Source organism: Nocardia sp. NPDC046763 (assembly GCF_040645495.1).
In the GTDB taxonomy this organism is placed as follows: Bacteria; Actinomycetota; Actinomycetes; order Mycobacteriales; family Mycobacteriaceae; genus Nocardia.
Genome location: NZ_JBEYYI010000056.1, coordinates 1 through 19,196, shown reverse-complemented (window position 1 = coordinate 19,196; position 19,196 = coordinate 1). Strand labels below are relative to the sequence as shown.

The following is a 19,196-nucleotide window of genomic DNA, read 5'->3' as shown; positions in this document are numbered from 1 at the left end:
GTTCCCACACATGAAACTCGCCGTCTCGCCCGACGAACTCGGCACGGTACCCGGCTTCATCGCCAACGGCCACGACCACCTGCCGGTATTCCTGAGGTAAGCAGCGCGGTATTCGGGAGAGGGGATCGAGTCGGCAGCCGCGGCGTCGAGTGGGTGCAGAAGCTCCAGGTGACTCTCGAGGTCTCCGGTCGCAGTACCGGACCTGGCTAGGCGGGCGTTTGGCCGAGATACCAGGACAGCAGGCCGGGATCGTCGACCGCGGCGGGGTCGACGACGCGGCCGGGGTCTGCGCCCTGCAGCAGGCGCTTGAGCGGGACTTCGAGTTTCTTGCCGGTACGGGTGTGCGGGATGCCGGGTGCGGCCGTGATCACGTCGGGGACGTGGCGGGGCGACAGCGCGGTTCGGATGGTGGTAGCGATCCGCTGCCGCAGCTCGTCGGTGAGCCCGTATCCCGGGGCGAGCACCACGAACAGGGGCATCCAATAGCCGCCGTCGGGCTGTTCGATGCCCAGCACCAGGGATTCGGCAATCTCCGGCAGCGCCTCGACGACGTCGTAGATGTCGGCGCTGCCCATGCGAATACCGTTGCGGTTCAGAGTGGAATCGGACCGCCCGTGCACGATGACACTGCCGTGCGGTGTGCGGGTGATCCAGTCGCCGTGCCGCCAGACACCGGGGTACATGCCGAAATAGGCGTCACGGTAGCGGGCGCCGTCGGGGTCGTTCCAGAACGCAACGGGCATGGAGGGCATCGGCTGAGTGACGATCAGCTCGCCGACCGCATCGTGGACGGAGTGGCCGGATTCGTCCCAGGCTTCCAGGGCCACACCGAGATACGGGGCGGAGAGCTCGCCAGGCCAGACGGGCACGGTCGGGGTGCCGCCCATGAAGGCCGAGACCACATCCGTGCCGCCGCTGATCGAGGACACCGGGATGTCACCGACATTGTCGCGCAACCAGATCGACGAGGATGCGGGGAAGGCCGCACCGGTGACGCCGATCTGCCGCAGCGCACGCAGATCGTGGGCGAGCGCCGGACGTGCGCCCGTCTTCTCACAGGCCAGCACGTACCCGGGGCTGGTGCCCAGGACCGTGGCGCGGGTGCCGGCGGCCAACGCCCACAGCGCATCCGGCGCGGGATGGCCCGGACTGCCGTCGTAACAGACGATTGTCGCGCCCGCGAGCAGCCCGGAGACCTGGAAGTTCCACATCATCCAGCTGGGGCTGGTGTACCAGAAGAAGGTATCGTCCGGCCCGATATCGGCATGCAGGGCAAGGGCTTTCAGATGCTCGAGTAGCACGCCGCCGTGGCCGTGCACGATGCCCTTGGGTTTGCCGGTCGTACCGGAGGAGTAGAGCACCCAGAGCGGATGATCGAAATCGACGGGCTCGGTGGCGAGCGCGGGCGGTTGCGGCGCGAACAGATCCTCGGTGGCGTCGTTCCAGTCCAGGACGTCGGGCAGCGTTCGGCCGAGCCGCGACACCAGGACGGTCCCCCGCAACGCGGGCAAACCGGCGCGGAGAGCGGCTACTTCGGCGATCTTGTCGTGCGCCTTTCCGCCGTAACGGTAGCCATCGGCGGTGATGAGCACGACCGGCTCGAGCTGGCCGAGGCGGTCGAGCGCCGCCGCGGCCGTGTAGTCCTGTCCGCACGCGCTCCAGACGGCGCCGAGACTCGCGGTGGCCAGGAATGCGATCACGGCCTCGGGAATGTTCGGCAGGTAGCCCACCACCCGGTCGCCGCGCCCGACGCCCAGTTCGCGCAGTGAGCGAGCCAGAACCGCGGTGCGGGAGAGCATTTCCGCCCAGGAGAATTCGCGCCGTTGGCTGTCCTCGCTGAGCGCGACAATCGCGGGCCGGTCGGTGCGGGCGTGCCGGATGATCTGGTCGACGTAGTTGACCCTGGTGCCGGGGAACCACCGCGCCCCCGGCATCTCAATGGAAGCCAGTACCTCGGCGGGCTCGTCACCAACCTCGAAGTACTCCCACACCGCCCGCCAGAATCCGGCGATGTCGTCCACCGACCAGCGCCACAGCTCCCCGTAGTCCTCGGTGTGAATCCCGTAGCGCCGCTCCACGAATCGACCGAAGTCGGTGATCCGCGCCGCCGCCACGGCGCGCTCGTCCGGCACCCATTGTGGCACCGCCGCGACCTCCGCGATCTCGGTCATCGGGCGCTCCATCCGCCGTCCATGGTGTAGGAGGCCCCGGTCACCATCCGCGCGGCATCCGAGGCGAGCCAGCCGACCAGCGAGGCCACCTCCTCCGGCTCCACCAGCCGCTTGATCGCGTTGTCGGTCAGCATGATCCGCTCCACCACCTGCTGTTCGGGGATGCGGTGCGCAGCGGCCTGATCGGCGATCTGCTTGTCCACCAGCGGGGTTCGCACGTAGCCGGGATTCACGCAGTTGCTGGTCACCCCGTGCGGCCCGCCCTCGAGAGCCGTCACCTTCGACAGCCCTTCCAGCGCGTGCTTGGCGGTCACATAGGCCGATTTGAACGCCGAGGCCCGCAACCCGTGCACCGACGAGAGATTGATGATCCGGCCGTACCCCTGGGCATACATGTGCGGCAGGGCCGCGCGGGTGAGCAGGAACGGGGCCTCGACCATGAGCCGCAGCATCATGCGGAACCGTTCCGGCGGGAAGTCGGTGATCGGGCTGACGGTCTGGACTCCGGCATTGTTCACCAGGATGTCGGTCTCCAGCCGGAGGTCCTCCAGCGCGGTCACGTCCGACAGGTCCACCTGCCATGTCCGCCCGCCGAATTCGGCGGCCACCTTCTCCGCGCCTTCGCCGTCGATATCGGCGACGGTCACCTGCGCGCCAAGGGCGGCGAGCTCGCGGGCACAGGCCGCGCCGATCCCGCTCGCCCCGCCCGTCACCAGTGCCCTGCGTCCCGCCAATTCGCCCAGGGGTCCGGTCGTCTCGGTCATGCCACCTTCACCTCTGCACTGTCGTGCATCGAATTGCGCTGCGCTGACATACTTTCCGCGTCCGCCCGGTCGATGGCCGCCAGGTCGGCGCCCTTGGTCTCGCGGGCGAAGAGCACCGCCATCACGGTCACCGCCGCCGAGGCGGCCAGATACCAGGCGATCGGTACCGAGGATTTGTAGGACTCCAGCAGCCGCACCGCGATGATGGGCGCCAACGACCCCGCCACCAGTGAGGTCACCTGATAGCCCAGGGACACACCGGAATACCGCATGCGGGTGGGGAACATCTCGGCCATGATGGCCGGCTGCGCCGAGTACATGAAGGCGTGGAACACCAGCCCGATGATGACGGCGGACAGAATGATCAGGTTGTGCCCGCTGTCCATCATCGGGAAGGCGAAGAAGCCCCAGGTGGCGGCGGCAAGCGCACCGACCAGGTAGACAGGCCGCCGCCCGATGCGATCGCTGAGCCGCCCGACCAGCGGGATGACCAGGAAGTGCACGGTGTGCGCCGCGAGCAGCCACCACAGGATCACCTTGGTGTTCGCTCCCACATGGACTTTCAGATACGTGATGCTGAAAGTGACCACGAGATAATAGAAAACGTTCTCGCCGAACCGAAGCCCCATGGCGGTGAGCACACCTCGCGGGTACCGCTTCAACACCTCCAGCGCGCTGAAGGAGTTCGCCTTCTCCTGCTCGGCAAGCTGTTGCGCGGCCACGAAGATCGGCGCGTCGGTGATCTTGGTGCGCACGTAGTAGCCGATCAGCACCACCACCGCCGACAGCCAGAAGGCCACCCGCCAGCCCCAGGACAGGAACACCGCGTCAGACAGCGTCGAGGTCAGCACCAGCAGCACGATGGTCGCGAGCATATTGCCCACCGGCACCGCCGCCTGCGGCCACGACGCCCAGAACGCGCGGCTACGGCTCGGACTGTGCTCGGCGACGAGCAGCACCGCGCCACCCCACTCACCACCGACCGCGAAGCCCTGAATGAACCGCAGCACCACCAGCAGCACCGGGGCCAGATAGCCGACCTGCCCGAAGGTCGGCAGGCAGCCCATCAGGAAGGTGGCCACGCCGACCAGGATCAGGCTCAGCTGCAGCAGCTTCTTGCGCCCGTACTTGTCGCCGAAGTGCCCGAAGACGATGCCGCCCAACGGCCGTGCCGCGAAGCCGACCGCGTAGGTGATGAAAGCCGCCAGGATGGCGTCCAGGTCGCTGGTGCCCTTGGCGAAGAACACCTTGTTGAACACCAGCGTTGCCGCGGTGCCGTAGAGGAAGAATTCGTACCACTCGACCACGGTCCCCGCCATGGACGCGGCGACCACGCGCCGTAATCCGGCCAGGCCGCCGCCCGCTTCCGGTTCGGTATCGGGGAGGCTCATCGCGCAACTCCTTCACGCTCGGGCCGCCTCACCCCTCATCTGTGATGCGGCCCACATACTTCGATGCCAAGGAGTATTCGTGCACATTCAGCGGGCCCGCAATGCCCAGATCCGCAACCGCAATCTGCAAGAATGCAGAAATGAGCGTGACCTCCACCACAAGCCGTCCCAGCCCCGACGATCTGCTGGTGCTGCTCGCGGTGGGCCGCACCGGCCGCTACGTCTCGGCGGCCGAGGAACTGGGCATCAACCACACGACCATCTCGCGGCGCATCGCGGCGCTGGAGCAGGCGCTCGGCGGCCGGGTGCTGATTCGCGGTGCCAGTGGATGGGAGCTCACCGATCTGGGCCGGGAGGCGCTCACCGCGGCCGAGGCCATCGAATCCGCGGTCCGTTCGCTGACCTCCGACACCCCGGAACTCGAAGGCGTGGTGCGCATGTCGGCCACCGACGGGTTCAGCGCCTACGTGGCCGCGCCCGCCATCGCGAGGGTGCGGCGCCGCCATCCCGGGCTGTCGGTCGAGATCGTCACCGCCACCCGGCTGGCGTCCCTACAGCGGTCGGGCTTCGATATCGAAGTGGTGGTGGGCAAACCGCAGCTGCGCCGCGCCCGCGCCATCGCCCTGGGCGATTACACGCTCGGGCTCTATGCCTCCCACGGCTATCTCGCCGACCACCCTGCCCCGGAGGCTCTCGAAGACCTCTCCCGCCACCCGCTGGTCTACTTCATCGACTCCATGCTCCAGGTCGACGACCTCGACCTGGCCCCCACCTTCGCGCCCGCCATGCGCGAATCCCTCTCCTCCACCAATGTTTTCGTACACGTGGAGGCGACTCGGGCCGACGCCGGACTGGGACTGCTCCCCTGCTTCATGGCCGACCGGCACGCCGACCTGGTCCGCGTGCTGCCGGAAATCTCGGTGCGCCTGACCTATTGGCTCGTCGCGCGCCCGGAAGCCCTGCGCCGCCCCGAAGTCGCCGCGATCGTCGAGGCGCTGCGCGAGCAGGTGGACACCCACCGCGACATGCTCATGGGTTCACCCACCCCACCGGATCACTGACGGCGTTCGAACCGGTATCCGACCTACCGGGCTGTCCGCACCAAGGGCAACGGCCTGTGGTTGGACGAGCAGCAGTTCCGCAATGAGGGGAGCGGGTCGTCGAGCCGAGGCCGTCTGCGTGCCCAGCGCACCGGACGGGTACTGGAAACGTCTCTGCTGCAATGGATCAGCTCCAGGACGGTCTGATCACCGAATTCCGGCCCTACCATCACGACACCTCGGCGGTCCTGGGCGCTCTGGCCGAGAACGCCTGATCACCGGGCACGATCCCACGATCGCGACGACGGCACCCGGGGCGAAGGAGGAGGCACAGCCCGGGTCGGAAGAGGGAGATGGGACCGACCGGTTGGACCTCGGCGCGACGATGGCACAGTGGATCGGGCACGGACCCGATCGAGGAGGAGCCAACCATGAGCGGACGTACCCCCAGCCATTGGGAGGAGCTCACCGCTGCCGACCCCGCGCATTCGACGTGGTACGTGGAGCGGTTCAGGAGATTGGCGGCCGAGGGCGCAGATATCGTCGGGGAGGCGCGGCTGATCGACGCGATGCTCGACCGCGGTAGCCGGGTCCTGGATGCGGGGTGTGGCCCTGGGCGTGTGGGTGGCTACCTGCACCGAGCGGGTCACGTCGTGGTCGGGGTCGACGTCGATCCGGTATTGATCGCTGCCGCAGAGCACGACCATCCCGGCCCGACCTGGATTGTCGGTGATCTCGCCGAACTGGACCTGCCGGCCCGCAACATCACTGCCGACTTCGACGTCATCGTGTGCGCGGGGAACGTGATGACGTTTCTGGCGCCCTCCACCCGAGAGGCGGTGCTGGCCGGATTCGCCCGCAACCTCGCCTCGGGCGGCCGAGTGGTCACAGGTTTCGGAGCCGACCGCGGCTACGAGTTCCCGCAGTTCCTGACCGACGCCGAGAACGCCGGACTCACAGTGGATTTGCAGCTTTCGACGTGGGATCTACGCCCATTCACCGACCAGTCCGACTTTCTGGTGGCGGTGTTCTCCCGCGCAGAGTGAAACCTGCTCGGCCCCGGGAAATCCCAACCCCGACCGGTCGCTATTCGGTCCGTTGCAGCACCGAACACCCTGCAGTACCGATCCAGGGCATCCATCTCCGGCGCAGTGGCGCGCGCGGCCTACGCTCGGAGTTGCCGACGCTGTCAGCACATTCGGCTACGTCCACTGCCCGGGCCGAAGCACGTCCATCCAGTGAGTCGGCCATGTCGCGACGGCGACGATCGCCATGATGACCAGGTGCACCGGTGCCGCGAAGCTCTCCTTGGGCCCGTGGTGGTTGATGATGTGCGTGACCACGGCGCCGGTCAGCACCAGTATCAGCACCGCGGCGCCGAGGAATCGAGCCTCGTGGAACGGGATCACCAACAGCAGCGCACACACACCCTCGATCCAGCCGACCACGAACCGGAACCAGGCGGGCCACCCCCACTCCGCGAACTTGATCGAGTAGGCAGGCCCGAAAAACGTCGGCCCGGGCCAGAACTTGGTCACCGCCCCCGTCATGAACTCGAGGGCGAGGAACCACAGGAAACCGGTCGCAACCCATCCGGGCCAGGTGTGCGCAATAGTCATACCGCCATGACCACCCGCGCGGCTGAAATGTGACACGCCCAGTGGTGCTCCCGTTGTGCGTGCGGGGAGGTCCGTATGCACTCGCGTCCGGTGACACCGAGCCCAGCGAACCTCAACCCACAACTGCCGCACGCTGATAGGGGCCACTCACATGATCGACGCCGCGGCCACTACCACGTCACTACGGCAATGGCGATCGTCGCGGCGAAGGGCCTCGGTGCTGGTGTTCCGCCGGTCGGGGGGTCTTACGAAACACCAGCCGAGGCAATTGCATCAGATGCGAGATTCTTCCACCTGATGCAAGCGTCGAATGCGTTGCTCTTCTCTCTTCTTACGTATTGGGTCGGCCAAAGGTTCACGCAACGACGAATCCGGCGAAGGCGAGCAGTCGGTGGTTCGGAACGGAGCTCTCGCCCCCGGGTGGAAGTCAGCCCTCGGGATCGACATCCTGGAACCAACCTCATCGGACACCACAGCCAGCGTTCTCGATCGAGATAATGCGAGCCACGGCTACTGCACAAGATCGCGGCGGCTCCACAGGGCGAAGCCTGCGCGTCCGACTCGCGTATCCAGGTGTCGGCGGTTCACCGGGTCGATCCCCGAGATCTACGACGGGGACGCCCTACGGATACTTCGACATCGACCGAATCCGCGGCGAACTCGAGGCGGCCGGGTTCGACCGAATCACCGGTGAATGCATCGAGGGTTCGAGCCACACGACGGCGGAAACCGGTGCGGTGGCGTTCTGCCAGGGAACCCCGCTGCGTGGCGAGATCGAACGGCACCCGTCCCTCGACATCGAATCCGCAACCGCGATCGCAACCACGGAATTGCGCCGGCGATATGGGCCAGGAGAGTTCGACGCGCCGATCCGATGGCTGCAGATGACAGCCCGGCGGCCAACCGATTGAGCAGTATTCCGCCGCGATAATCGCCGCCGACTCCGGGGTCTTCTCCCACGGAATGCCAAATCGCCTCTCCCCAACCCAATGGTCTTTCCCATGCCGAAACCGACACTCCCACAGCTTCCTCGCCGGCACCGATACCGCCGGAGCACCATTCGTTCTGCGGCATGGCTCGTACGGCACCGAATTCGATCTGATGACCCTGACCGACGAATCAGCTTCAGGGGCAACGGAACTCGACATCCACGGAACCGGGAGAAGCACAATCGGCGCTGACTCGAACTGCCCTGCTCGCATCGTTGAGCGGGCGGGCACAAGAGAGAATTATGGGCACGAAGCATTCGTTAGCCATGCGTACGCCGCGTCCCGAATTCCGCGATAATCACGGCAACGAAATCCCCCAGATCAACTGTATGAAAGGCAGAATGTGGACATGCCCACATTTGCTAGATTGTTGCAGGCTGTCGCCGCAGGGGCACTGGTTGTGGCGGTCGGTCATGGCGTCGCGGCCGCCCCCGCCGCGAGTGCCCCGAATGGCCTGTTGCCCTGGCCGAGTTCCGAGCCGGACGGAATACAGGCGCCGGGGGCAGAGCTGGCAGACGGAATCACCGGCACGATGCTGTGGTCGCGAGAGCCGAACACGCCGGTTCCGATAGCCAGCATCGCGAAGGTGATGACGGCACTGGTCATCCTCAATGCCGGCGACCTCGACCGGACGGTCACGGTGCCGCCGGAGAGCATCTCCTACTGCGCCAGGAACGACGGAAGCCGTGCGGGCCTGGTCCCCGGCGAAGTGCTCACCACGCGACAGGCCCTGTACGCGATGATGCTGCCGTCGGGCTGCGACGCGGCCTATACCCTGGCCGATGCCTACGGGCCCGGCCAGGACGGCTTCATCGCCAGAATGAACGATACCGCGGGTCAAATGGGCCTGGCGGGAACCCATTTCACCGATCCCAGCGGCCTGCCCTCCCCCACCGACTACTCCACCTACTCCACACCGGCGAACCTGGTGGCTCTCGGCCTGCGCGCGATGAGCCTGCCGGTCTTCCGCGAGATCGCCGGGTCGGAGAGCTATCACCTGCCAGCCGGCCCGGGCAATCGCGAGCACCACTGGCAGACCACGAACCTGCTGCTGCGCGAATATCCCGGCACCATCGGCATCAAAACCGGATCCACCGATGCCGCGGGAGCCTGCCTGCTGTTCGAAACGGTTCGGGCTGGAATACCGCTGATCGGAGTGGTCCTGCACAGCTCACCCGGCAGCGGCCGCGCCGCGAAGGAAGACGCTGAGCGCCTGCTGAACTGGGCCTACGACCCCATCTTCACCGCGCTGCCGATCGGTTAGCGCCGAATACCGCAGGCCGCGTATGAATCCCCCGCCGGTGCCGCGCAACATCAAGGGCACGAAATAGACTCGGGCCCTTGGTGTTCCGCGGCACCGGGAGATGGCAAATCTCGTCACGTCCGTTGCCGGGCACTTCGGCTCGTGCCCGTGCTTCAACTTCTGGTTCGGGCCGTAACGACGGCCGCCGACGTCCGAACCTGCCGCTGGGTACGGCGGCCCGGCACCCGCAACAGATATCCCTCAGAGGACCTCGGACACCCGGTACGCGACTCCGTCGTCGACCAGATATCCCGATCCCACGGCAACAATGTCGTTGAGCCAAGAGTAGTTCCGCGATCCGGTCTCGAACAGAACATTCGACCGCCAGTAATAGCCGGTGGGATCGACCTGCCGGTTGACGGCGGGATCTCGGATCTGGCTCAGCAATTCCGGCGGGATAATCCATCGTCCGCCGTAATACATGTACACCAGGTCGCCATCGTGGGTGCGAAGGGTCAGCCGCACGTCGAGATGCAGATTCCCGTCGGGTCGGTACAGACCCCAATCGCCACCACCCGGCAACACCTCCCCGCGGATCTTCGGACCTTCGAATGATCCACCAGCACAACCGAATACAGTCCGACCACCCAGCGGCCCCCCGATACTCAGCCGCGGGCTCAGATCAGCCACCATGTCGAACAGGTATCTCGTCTCGATTGCACCGACATCCTTGACACGTGCGTCCACGATCCTCCCCTTCCTTCGATTCACGTTGTTGCCGAACAGCTTTCGCGAGAACACCCCACGTCCACCGTCGACACAACAAACTATACGTACGATCATATGTTTTGTAAATCCTCAGTGGAAGAGAAGGAGCGGCCAGGGCCTGTGTCGAAGTGGTGGGGGCGGGCTCGGCGGGGTACCAACCGAACACTTCGAACACGAGGTCCGGCCGATTCGCACCGATATGGTGGACCCGCATCTTCGGCGACATCGTGGAACGAAGTGGCCCAAAGAATCCGGAACTTCATGGGCCGTGGATGTCGAGAACGCTCGAGCGGCTTCGTCCCAGGGGTACGCGGCCGGCAGCGGGACCAACTGCCGCGCAGGAACATCCGCTACTGCCGATGGGGGAAACGTTCTGGCCCCAGTACATTTTGGCAGTGGCGGATTTCCCCGAGGCCAGGTTCACGATCACCAACGTCGAGACCGGACGCAGCGTGCGCGTGTTTCTCGGCGCGATGAACGACGAGGAAGGCGCCGAATACCTTCCGTCGGGGCCGGATCCGACGGTCGGGATGGGTGTCGACGACGGCAGCATCGAATACCAGTGGCATTACGACACTGCTCTCGACCCCATCGACGGGGTGCCGGTCGGCCGGATCGTCAGCGAAGCGGTGCCGCGGAAACAAGACATGGGCGATATGTGTGTCTGGATCGTCAGCGAAGGCACCCGGGAGGAAATCGCTGCCAAGCTTCGCAGGGAGCGGGCCGGGCAACGAGAACTCGATCGACTTGCGCGTCTGCCCGCGCCCCCGCAGTGGAACGCCGGGAACGAGCAGTGGGCGGATCTCTATCGGTGGTCGGGGTGGGACTGGAATGAAGGCTTTGTCGAATCCGCCGGTGCGGACACTGCGCTCGGCGAGGGAATCCGGCGCGATCTGATGGTGGCGGCGGGTAAACGCTGGGACGGATTTGCGAACGGCCTGATCGAAGCACTCGCGACCTATCACCTCGTCGCCGACACCGATGCGAAGGAGAATCCGCCCCTGCCGGACGAGGCCGCCATGGATGAGACAGCTTTCACCATTGTTTCGCCAATGGTATTGCACAGCAACGCGTTCGAGCGCTTCGAGTCGATGAGCTGCCGATGGGTGACCGATGGCACCCGCATCTGGGCTGCTGATGACCGGTCAGGCATCGCGGTGGACGACACCCACTGGACCGATATGGACGGCACATTGACGGGCTGCACCAAGGGCAGTCCGGGCCAAGCCTGGAGGATCGACCGCGCGTAGCCCCGCCGCGCGTAACCGACAACGCATGGAATCGCCGCCTCCCGCGCGGTCCGAAGCGGCCGGCGCGGAACTGCGGAAAATCAACGGACAGAGTGCCTCACGACCGCCGACTGTGCGCGCTCACGCCGAATGTCGCGTATTTCGGGGGCTGTTGATCGGTTGTCGGTCAGTCCGTGAGCAGGATGGTGAGCAGGGCGCGGAGTTGGTGTTGCTGCTCGCTGCTCAGCTGAGCCAGCGGTCGGCTGGCGAAGGGCATCCGGGCTTGTAGGTCCGCGGCGACGCGTCTGCCCTGCTCGGTCGCCGCGACCAGGCGGACTCGCCGGTCGTCCGGATTCTCCCGGCGCTCGATCAGGCCCCGGGACTGCAATTTGTCGACGAGCGCGGTGACATTCGACGGCTCGGCGTGCAGATGTTCGGCGATCCGCCGGGTCACGACCGGTTCCTGTGCCGCCAGCAGCGCCTTGGCCTGCATGGGCGTCAACCCGTGGGCGCCGGCCGCCGCCTCCGCCTCGGTGGCGTAGCGGCGATTGATCGCCGCGAACAGCCCGACCACCTCGGCCGTCAGTTCCCGCTGCTCCTGCTCGCTCGACATGCCCTCCACTATAGCGATATCCCATCATAATTATGATGTATTATGATTATGGTTCATAACCAATAGCCAGGAGGGAACCCATGAGCCCGTCCATCGACCGCAAAACCGTCCTGATCACCGGCACCTCGACCGGCATCGGACTGCACACCGCCATCCACGCCGCCCGCTCCGGCTGGCAGGTCATCGCCACCATGCGCGACACCGCCCGTTCGACCGCACTCGTCGAGCTCGCCCGCCACAACGGCGTCGCCGACCGCGTCGAGGTCCGACAGCTCGACGTCACCGATCCGGCCTCCGTCCACCGCTGCGTCTCCGGCGTCGTCGACGACCACGGCCACCTCGACGCGCTGATCAACAATGCGGGCAGCGGCCACCTGGGCACCCTCGAACTGGAGGACATCGGCGAGATCCGCGCCGTCATGGAGGTCAACTTCTTCGGTGTCCTCGAAGTCACCCGGGCCGCGCTCCCGCAACTGCGCGCCACACAGGGACGAGTACTGACCGTCAGCAGCGTCGGCGGGGTCATCGGACAGCCGTTCAACGAGGCATACTGCGCCGCGAAGTTCGCCGTCGAGGGCTTCATGGAAGCGTTGGCCCCGGTAGCCGCGCAGACCGGCGTCGCGGTCAGCGTCATCGAACCCGGTGCCGTCGCAAGCGAATTCGTGGCCAACGTCGGCGGGCGCGAAGCACTCGCCACGCACGCGACCGGACCGTACGCTGCCGCGCTGGCCGCCTACCGCAAGCGCACCGAGAACGCCTTCGCCAACGCCCAATCTCCCGAATCCACGGCCCAGGCCATCGTCGAAGCGCTCGACGCCAGCGACCTCCCGTTCCGAGTCCAGACCTCCGACACCGCCCGAAACTTCGTCGCTGTCAAACTCGCCGACCTCGACGGCGCGAAAGTGCAGGACATGACCAGCACCTGGATCGGGTGAACCACCCAACCGCAACCAGGCACGTCGTAGCCGGATGTGGGCGAGCGAATCATCGATTCATCACGCCGCCCACACCCGCGCGCCCTCCTCGGACTGGTCGCCCTTTTCGAACAGGCAGCTGCTGAACCCACTCATCTGCGCTGTTCAGACCGGCCAGCGCGGAGCGTCGAAGGATCACTGGGCCGAGTGCCGTCCGGACTCACCACGCCGGTCCCGGCGCGCACGGTGCCGTCGTAGCGGTGCGGTTTTCCAGACAGCTGCCGCCCTGGATCCGCATCATTACCGGCAATCGCGCGGCATCGGGTTCGGGTGTCCAGATGTCGAGGGTCAGACCGTTTTCCGAGCCGGCACCGGGGAAGAACTCGTCGCGAACACGGAAATCGATTGCGACAGGCGCGAATTGAGCTGCCGTCGCCTGTAATTGAACTGAGCCTCCTTGTCGCGCCGGTCTTTTTGGCGGCGGCACCGGCTGTTCAATGGCAACCACGATAAAAGCTCGGTCTGAAACTGACAGAAGCTTTGACGTTCGATACCCGCGATGTCCATCTGACCTACAGACGTGATCGCTGACGCCTTGTAGATGCCGCATCCCACTTCTATCCTTACGATCAGAGGAGGCAACCCCGCGGAGTAGAGATGATCTACGACAATCTGCTAGCGCTGACAGCGCGGGCACCGGTCACCAGCGGATTGCGGCAGGGCGAAGTATTCACGCCGTACGCCGCTTTGGTCGAGCGGATCGGCCGACTCGCCGTCGGCTTTATTGAACGTGGCATCGAGAGCGGCGATCCCGTTGCCCTGCTGATTCCAAACTCACCCGATCTTTTCGTAACTGCCCACGCGCTCTTCGCCATCGGCGCCATCGCGATGCCTCTGGGCGAGACGGCCACGCGATCCGAACTTGCCATGCTCGCGCAAAAGGCCCGGCCCAAGGCAGTCATCTCAACTCCCGGCCTTTCCTCTGCTGCCGAGCTGCTGATGACAGATGCGGCACTCGGCACTCCCTTGTTCCTGACGAGCACCCTGCCCGAAGGAAATGCAACCGCCCAGCTGCCGAAACTGACAGGCGATACAACGGCGCTCTACCTCTTCTCGTCCGGCTCGACCGGGTTGCCGAAGGTGGTGCCGCACACCCATGCCGAGCTCATCGCTGACAGTGAACGAGCCAGCACAGCCTGGGAAATTCAGCCCGACGATATCGTCCTCGACATTCTGCCGGGCAACTTCGCGATGGGCTTCCTACTGGGCGCTACGCAAGCCGTCGCCGGCGGTGCAACGACGCTCTATTGGAGCGATCCCCTGCCGCTGGCGCTTTCGCGGAAGAAGCTGCTCGACGCCATGGTCCGCGAGCGCGTCACCGTCATGGGCGCCGTTCCGGCAATGTACGAAATCGTCGCCGGTCAGACCGGCAGTTTCGATCTCAGGCTGCGCCTGGCCTTCTCGGGCGGTGTCGCACTGAAGCGGCCGATCTTCGAAGCGGTGCGCGAGCGCCTTGGTACAACACTTCGTCAGGATTACGGCTCGACCGAGGCGATCATGTTCTCGCACAATAACTCCGTCGATCCCGACGCAAGCTGGGCCTCGGTGGGCAAGCCGGCGGGCGAAGCCAGGGTCCGCATCGTTCCGTTCGACACCGAATTCGGCCCATCCGTCGGCGAAATGGAAATAAGATCATCGTCGCTCATGCGGGGCTATCTCGGCGATGCCGTGGCCAATGCTCAGGCGTTCGATGAGGGCTGGTTCAAGACCGGCGATCTCGCCTCGCTCGATGAAGCAGGTCGCATCTTTATCCGTGGCCGCAGCAAGCTGCTGATCGAGGTATCCGGCTACAAGATCGACCCTATCGAAGTGGAGGAAACACTAATGACTTTGCCTGCCGTCACCGAAGCCGCCGTGGCGGGTATCCCAGACTCGCGCAACGGCAATCGGCTGATCGCGTTTGTCGTCAGAGGGGCGGATGTGTCGGCCGATGAGTTGATCCGCTATGCCCGCGAAAGGCTTTCGGTTCAGAAGGTCCCAGCCGAGATCGCGTTCATCGACGCACTGCCGCGGAGCCCGGCCGGCAAGGTGCTCCGCGCGCGGCTACGCGAGCTTTAGGCGGGCTGAGCCGCTCGTTGCGAAACATAGGCCGCTATGTTCGCAGGCGATTCGAACAGCTCCGCCCGTATCTCCGTGTCAGGGATGCTGATCTTGAATCGCTCCTCGAGGAAATGCACCAGTTTTACCAAATTGATCGAGTCCAGCAGGCCTGCCTCGAGCAAAGGGGTCTCGCAATTGACCGGCGTTCCTCCGGATTCGGCCACCATGGCGGAGATATACTCGACTATTGGTCGTTCGATATCGTTCATCACTCGAGTCCCTTATACAGTCAGGAAAGATACTAGCCAATTTCATCGCGACCTGAAGTGGTATTTGAAGAACATGGGAGGACGGCTTGGGTGAAACACGCCCGCTGGGCGGAAAGGAGCAACTGCTCAACAGTTTTCATGTCCGTGGCGGGCTGATCGCCATGCACGTGCTGCATGTGCGCGGCCGCCTCGATCCGGCGCTGGTGAAGCGCGCGCTCGCCTGGCTACAGACCCAGCACCCTATCCTTCGCGCTCATATCCGCTACGGCAAGATCGTCTGGCGACGCGTGCCGCCCTTCGCCTATCGCCAGGCCTGGTTCGACACCGAGGGCACAACGGAGATCCCTGTGAAGGTGCTCGACGACACCGACCCAGACGCTTGGCGCAAGGTTTTTGCCTCCGACATCCGCACACCGATCCCGAAGGGCAACCATCCGCGCCTCCGGATAACGCTGGTGCGGCAGTCGCCCGACGCCGACCTCAACCACATCGTCATTTGCGCCGATCACGCAACGCTCGACGCCCAGTCCGCGAACATGCTCGCTCGACAGCTTCTCGAATTCCTCGCCGACCCAGCCACGGCGCAACTGAAACCCCCGCCCCACACCGCCCTGCCCCCGCCGATCGAGGCCAGCCTGCTCAACAAGTCCGGCAATGGCACGAAGACCACCTATACGCCAGCGATTCGGCTACCCAAGCAGACGGTGCCCGATCCGAAGAAAGAAACGCGAGTACTGGCGCGTCACCTCGAGCCCGTCGTCACGGCAACGCTCGAGGAGGCCGTCAAAGCCAATAGAACGACGCTTCACGGGGCGGTAACGGCAGCCTTCCTGCTTGCCATGCGCGAGCAGTACAGGCTCGACGTCATGACCGTGTTGACCACGGTCGACCTCCGTCGCCTCAGTAATCTCGCGCTGCCGCAAGAAACCTACGGTTGCTACGTCGACATCCTGCGTACCAAGCACCCGATAACCGACGACTTCTGGGCAACCGCCCGTGACGCCTCGTTCAAGCTGATCGCCGCGCTGGCCAAGGACTACGAGTCCGCCTCGATCATGAAGTTTCCGGAATGGGATGTGTATCGGCAGGAAGTCCGCCCGACGCTCCGGAACAACCGGCGCCTCGACGGACTTGCTGTCACCACGACAGGCGAGTCCGGCCTTCAGGCCAGCTACGGCGCCTACACGCTCGAGGACGTCACCAGGGCCGTTTCGCTCGACGTGTTCGGCCCGTCACTGTTTGTGATCGCCAGCGAGCGGCTCGGTGGCCTCGACCTCAGTGTCGGGTACGCGGCAATCGCGATGAGCGAGGATGAGGTATGTCGGCTCACCGACAACGCGGTGGCCCGGCTCGAACGTGCTGGATGAGAACGCCGCGCCGATCGCGGCACGCCCCGCGTCGTGGACGAGGTTCCGGAGACCGACCTGGCCGAACAATCCATTCCGGCGTATCCCGATGATCCGGACATGGCCTCGGCCACATGACATCTCGAACATCTATGCCGCACAGTGTCCTGCTTGGATCGGCCAGGCCGCGGGCGGCCGAACGCACGGTACTGCCCGGATGCCGCTTGGGTTCTTGCCAGTCAGGTCGATGCTGGTTCGGCCGGCCCGAGCAGGTCCCATCGGTTTCCGGCGATGTCGAGAAATACGGCCATCTGACCGTAGGGTTCGGTGCGCGGCTCGGTTACGAACTTCACGCCGGCACTGACCATTCGGCGATACATGCCCGCGAAGTCGGAGACCCGGAGGAAGAACCCGACTCGCCCGGCGACCTGATCTCCGACCGCATCGCGTTGCCTGTCGCCGTCCGCCTGTGCGAGAAGGATTCCAGTGGCAGCGGCGGGCGGGCGAACGACGACCCAGCGTTTGGGACGCCCATCATTCGTGAGCGATGGCGAGTTCTCGATCAGGTCGAAACCCAGTGTCCCGACGAAAAACTCGATGGCGGAGTCGTACTCCTCGACAATGATCGTGATCAGCTCGAGATGCATTCCATGAGCGTAGGGCGAGCCCGGCTCCGAATGTCCGCACAGGCCGCATACCGCGCCTCCGCCCCGGCCTTGAATGATCTTCATCCCGATGATGAAACGTGTTCTAATCGAGACGTTGGCGAACTGGAAACGGAGGGGGCCGGTCTCGGTGGTTTCGTTCTTCGTGGCGCGTGACGGGCAGTACGAAGCACAGGGTCACGGCGTGAGTCAGTGGTCATCGAAGCAGGTGAACGGACCTGCGGTATGCGGGTTGCTGGCCCGTCAGCTTGAAAGGCATTGCCCCGCTGAGGGCTTCATCCCCGCCCGGCTCACGGTCGACATGCTGCGCCCGGTGCTGAACGAACCGATCTCCTTGCAGAGTGCCGTGATTCGTGAGGGTACCCGGGTGACTGTCGCCGACGCCTCGATCGTCCAGCAGGGTGCGCTGCGAGCCCGGGCAACGGCGGTCTTCCTGGCGTCAGCTTCCGAGCCGCCGGGCCAGACCTGGCAGCCGCATATCCCATTGCCCGCGCCGCAGACTCGGCTGATCTCGCCCGACGGCGAGCCACCGTTGCTCAAGTTCGGCGAATCGGACTGGACCGATAACCTTTCCGCGGGCCAGAATGCAGACCGTAAAGTATTGTGGCAGAACCTTATTCCCCTGATCGAGGGCGAACCGATCTCCCCGTTTCAACGGGCAGCCGCCATGGGCGATGCGACGAACTTTGTATGTCACTGGGGATCGGCAGGGATCGGTTACATCAACGCCGATATGACATTGACGCTCTCGCGCCTGCCGGAAGGCCCTGAGCTCGGGCTCCAGGCTCAGGATCAAATCGCGACGGGCGGCATCGCGGTCGGGACTGCAACGCTCTACGATCGCGCCGGTCGGCTGGGTACGTGTGTGGTCACTGCCGTCGCAAACGCTCGCCGACAAGTAACGGACACACGTCACGCGTCGGCGGCAACCTGATCTGCCAACATCCTCTCGTGCCGCTTCCGGTGCTGGCCGAGCCGATGGACTCCTGGTACAGCAATTGATCTCAGCAATCACTGCCCTACCAGGAGTTCACTCGAATCTCGGGCGTCACACACCCAACACCAGTTCTCAGACGCTCACTCAGATGCACCAGTAGACGCTGCCAAGGTCGAAACACCAGGCAGCTGATCCGAACGATCCGTCGACCGGAGTGGCGGAATCGGCAGTGGCCGCGGGCGCGGCAAGGACGAGCAGGGGCGCGGCAATAACTGTCGCGGCTAGGGTTTTGATGGTCTTGCCAGACATTTTGCTTCCTTACAACGAGCTTTACGACGTCCGGGTACTAGGCCGCGTTGCCGAGCTACCGGACTGGGTCTGCGAGTGCGTCACATGCCGAATCGACTTTGCGACACCCGATTTCGCTCCTTGGTGAAGTACATGATGCGTCCCGACAGGAACGCGCGTTCAAACTGGCCGACAGCTGCAGCATCGACCGGACCGCACAAGACGTCATTTGGTACCGCGGAAGGCGTCATTGACAGTTTACTGCTGGCTACCAGAACACTGAAGCAGGTCGCCGCCGCAGACGGAGTTCGAAGGTGGGTAAGCCGCGCTCGCCTTCGTGACGGTTGGGTGGCAGCCCAAGGTTGAACGATGCCTCCTCGGCAGTGGTGTACCAGGTGCCGAGCTCGAGGATCTACCGTGTTTACTCAGGCGTCGCGATCGGTCAACCAAGCTCCTCGGCGATCCGCACCATCTTGCGGATCATCTCCACGGTCGTGAACCTCTGGCGCTGTCGGCGGGCCGGCCCCCACCCTCGACCAGGCCCTCGGCCGCTCTGCCGACCCGCACTTCACGCGACCCGACGAAATCATATGGGCCAACAGCGATCTCATATTGACTCTGGTAAAGTGGCCGACCGACATCCGGCTGTTCGCCATCCGAAAACGCGTTGGGCAACAACGTGTCGGACCGCTTCGGAACCGCCCGCTGGTTCCATCCGCAAGCCCGTCGACAACAAACGGCAACCGGTGACAGCCCAACCCGGGACCCGCAGTCAGGCCGCCTCGGCAAGCTCGGCCAGCTTGCGCATCGCCTTGGGCAGCTCGGCCGCCGCGCGGCGACCGATGACACG

The 19,196-nt window shown here is 65.0% G+C and carries 19 protein-coding genes; 9 read left to right on the top strand and 10 right to left on the bottom strand.

What is annotated here, in order from left to right; genetic code table 11:
• Positions 1-206: 206 nt before the first annotated feature.
• Genes ABZ909_RS42430 through ABZ909_RS42420 form a run of 3 tightly spaced genes read right to left on the bottom strand, consistent with a single transcriptional unit; the run spans position 207 to position 4,326 of the window.
• Positions 207-2,171 carry an acetoacetate--CoA ligase gene (locus ABZ909_RS42430; protein ID WP_357011878.1) on the bottom strand — a complete coding sequence of 655 codons (1,965 nt, stop codon included), beginning with the start codon at positions 2,169-2,171 and terminating at the stop codon, positions 207-209.
• Positions 2,168-2,914 (bottom strand): 3-hydroxybutyrate dehydrogenase, encoded by a 747-nt coding sequence (locus ABZ909_RS42425; RefSeq protein WP_357011881.1) that lies wholly within the window; start codon positions 2,912-2,914, stop codon positions 2,168-2,170. Before ABZ909_RS42425 ends, ABZ909_RS42430 begins: the two co-directional genes overlap by 4 nt.
• Before the next feature lie 17 nt (positions 2,915-2,931).
• The gene (locus tag ABZ909_RS42420; RefSeq protein ID WP_357011875.1) at positions 2,932-4,326 is read right to left on the bottom strand and encodes an MFS transporter; all 1,395 of its coding nucleotides are present in this window, start codon (positions 4,324-4,326) and stop codon (positions 2,932-2,934) included.
• A 140-nt stretch (positions 4,327-4,466) separates the two neighbouring features.
• Between ABZ909_RS42420 and ABZ909_RS42415 the strand changes: the two genes are divergently transcribed.
• Both ABZ909_RS42415 and ABZ909_RS42410 read left to right on the top strand, forming a co-directional pair.
• Complete coding sequence (locus ABZ909_RS42415) at positions 4,467-5,387, top strand: LysR family transcriptional regulator (RefSeq protein ID WP_357011873.1); 921 nt, start codon at positions 4,467-4,469, stop codon at positions 5,385-5,387.
• Positions 5,388-5,797: 410 nt separating this feature from the next.
• Positions 5,798-6,412: a class I SAM-dependent methyltransferase gene (locus ABZ909_RS42410; RefSeq protein WP_357011870.1), complete on the top strand. Its 615-nt coding sequence runs from the start codon at positions 5,798-5,800 to the stop codon at positions 6,410-6,412.
• Positions 6,413-6,568: 156 nt separating this feature from the next.
• On the opposite strand, the gene ABZ909_RS42405 is transcribed toward ABZ909_RS42410, so the two are convergent.
• The gene (locus ABZ909_RS42405; RefSeq protein ID WP_357011868.1) at positions 6,569-6,985 is read right to left on the bottom strand and encodes a DoxX family protein; all 417 of its coding nucleotides are present in this window, start codon (positions 6,983-6,985) and stop codon (positions 6,569-6,571) included.
• A 1,338-nt stretch (positions 6,986-8,323) separates the two neighbouring features.
• On the opposite strand from ABZ909_RS42405, the gene ABZ909_RS42400 reads away from it, so the two are divergent.
• Positions 8,324-9,238 (top strand): D-alanyl-D-alanine carboxypeptidase, encoded by a 915-nt coding sequence (locus tag ABZ909_RS42400; protein ID WP_357011866.1) that lies wholly within the window; start codon positions 8,324-8,326, stop codon positions 9,236-9,238.
• Positions 9,239-9,478: 240 nt separating this feature from the next.
• On the opposite strand, the gene ABZ909_RS42395 is transcribed toward ABZ909_RS42400, so the two are convergent.
• Positions 9,479-10,018 (bottom strand): DUF3237 domain-containing protein, encoded by a 540-nt coding sequence (locus ABZ909_RS42395; RefSeq protein WP_357011864.1) that lies wholly within the window; start codon positions 10,016-10,018, stop codon positions 9,479-9,481.
• Positions 10,019-10,380: 362 nt separating this feature from the next.
• Between ABZ909_RS42395 and ABZ909_RS42390 the strand changes: the two genes are divergently transcribed.
• Positions 10,381-11,235 (top strand): hypothetical protein, encoded by an 855-nt coding sequence (locus ABZ909_RS42390; RefSeq protein WP_357011862.1) that lies wholly within the window; start codon positions 10,381-10,383, stop codon positions 11,233-11,235.
• Between the two features lie 166 nt (positions 11,236-11,401).
• Here the strand turns inward: ABZ909_RS42390 and ABZ909_RS42385 are convergent, their stop codons facing one another.
• Positions 11,402-11,827 carry a MarR family transcriptional regulator gene (locus ABZ909_RS42385; protein WP_357011860.1) on the bottom strand — a complete coding sequence of 142 codons (426 nt, stop codon included), beginning with the start codon at positions 11,825-11,827 and terminating at the stop codon, positions 11,402-11,404.
• Positions 11,828-11,907: 80 nt separating this feature from the next.
• On the opposite strand from ABZ909_RS42385, the gene ABZ909_RS42380 reads away from it, so the two are divergent.
• The gene (locus ABZ909_RS42380) at positions 11,908-12,762 is read left to right on the top strand and encodes an SDR family oxidoreductase (protein ID WP_357011858.1); all 855 of its coding nucleotides are present in this window, start codon (positions 11,908-11,910) and stop codon (positions 12,760-12,762) included.
• 199 nt (positions 12,763-12,961) lie between these two features.
• Here the strand turns inward: ABZ909_RS42380 and ABZ909_RS42375 are convergent, their stop codons facing one another.
• A complete protein-coding gene (locus tag ABZ909_RS42375) occupies positions 12,962-13,249 on the bottom strand; it encodes a hypothetical protein (protein ID WP_357011856.1) in 288 nt (95 codons plus the stop codon).
• Positions 13,250-13,398: 149 nt separating this feature from the next.
• On the opposite strand from ABZ909_RS42375, the gene ABZ909_RS42370 reads away from it, so the two are divergent.
• The gene (locus ABZ909_RS42370; protein ID WP_357011854.1) at positions 13,399-14,859 is read left to right on the top strand and encodes a class I adenylate-forming enzyme family protein; all 1,461 of its coding nucleotides are present in this window, start codon (positions 13,399-13,401) and stop codon (positions 14,857-14,859) included.
• Here the strand turns inward: ABZ909_RS42370 and ABZ909_RS42365 are convergent.
• Positions 14,856-15,110, bottom strand: a complete 255-nt coding sequence (locus ABZ909_RS42365) for an acyl carrier protein (RefSeq protein ID WP_357011851.1) — start codon at positions 15,108-15,110, stop codon at positions 14,856-14,858. The two genes, ABZ909_RS42370 and ABZ909_RS42365, sit on opposite strands and share 4 nt — an antisense overlap.
• An 86-nt stretch (positions 15,111-15,196) precedes the next feature.
• On the opposite strand from ABZ909_RS42365, the gene ABZ909_RS42360 reads away from it, so the two are divergent.
• Complete coding sequence (locus tag ABZ909_RS42360) at positions 15,197-16,477, top strand: hypothetical protein (protein ID WP_357011850.1); 1,281 nt, start codon at positions 15,197-15,199, stop codon at positions 16,475-16,477.
• Between the two features lie 218 nt (positions 16,478-16,695).
• Here the strand turns inward: ABZ909_RS42360 and ABZ909_RS42355 are convergent, their stop codons facing one another.
• Positions 16,696-17,103: a VOC family protein gene (locus tag ABZ909_RS42355; RefSeq protein ID WP_357011848.1), complete on the bottom strand. Its 408-nt coding sequence runs from the start codon at positions 17,101-17,103 to the stop codon at positions 16,696-16,698.
• 88 nt (positions 17,104-17,191) lie between these two features.
• Between ABZ909_RS42355 and ABZ909_RS42350 the strand changes: the two genes are divergently transcribed.
• Positions 17,192-18,055 carry a thioesterase family protein gene (locus ABZ909_RS42350; protein ID WP_357011846.1) on the top strand — a complete coding sequence of 288 codons (864 nt, stop codon included), beginning with the start codon at positions 17,192-17,194 and terminating at the stop codon, positions 18,053-18,055.
• Positions 18,056-18,202: 147 nt separating this feature from the next.
• Here the strand turns inward: ABZ909_RS42350 and ABZ909_RS42345 are convergent, their stop codons facing one another.
• The gene (locus ABZ909_RS42345) at positions 18,203-18,367 is read right to left on the bottom strand and encodes a hypothetical protein (protein ID WP_357011843.1); all 165 of its coding nucleotides are present in this window, start codon (positions 18,365-18,367) and stop codon (positions 18,203-18,205) included.
• 646 nt (positions 18,368-19,013) lie between these two features.
• Between ABZ909_RS42345 and ABZ909_RS42340 the strand changes: the two genes are divergently transcribed.
• Positions 19,014-19,196: hypothetical protein (locus ABZ909_RS42340; RefSeq protein WP_357011841.1), on the top strand; the 183-nt coding region annotated here is incomplete at its 3' end.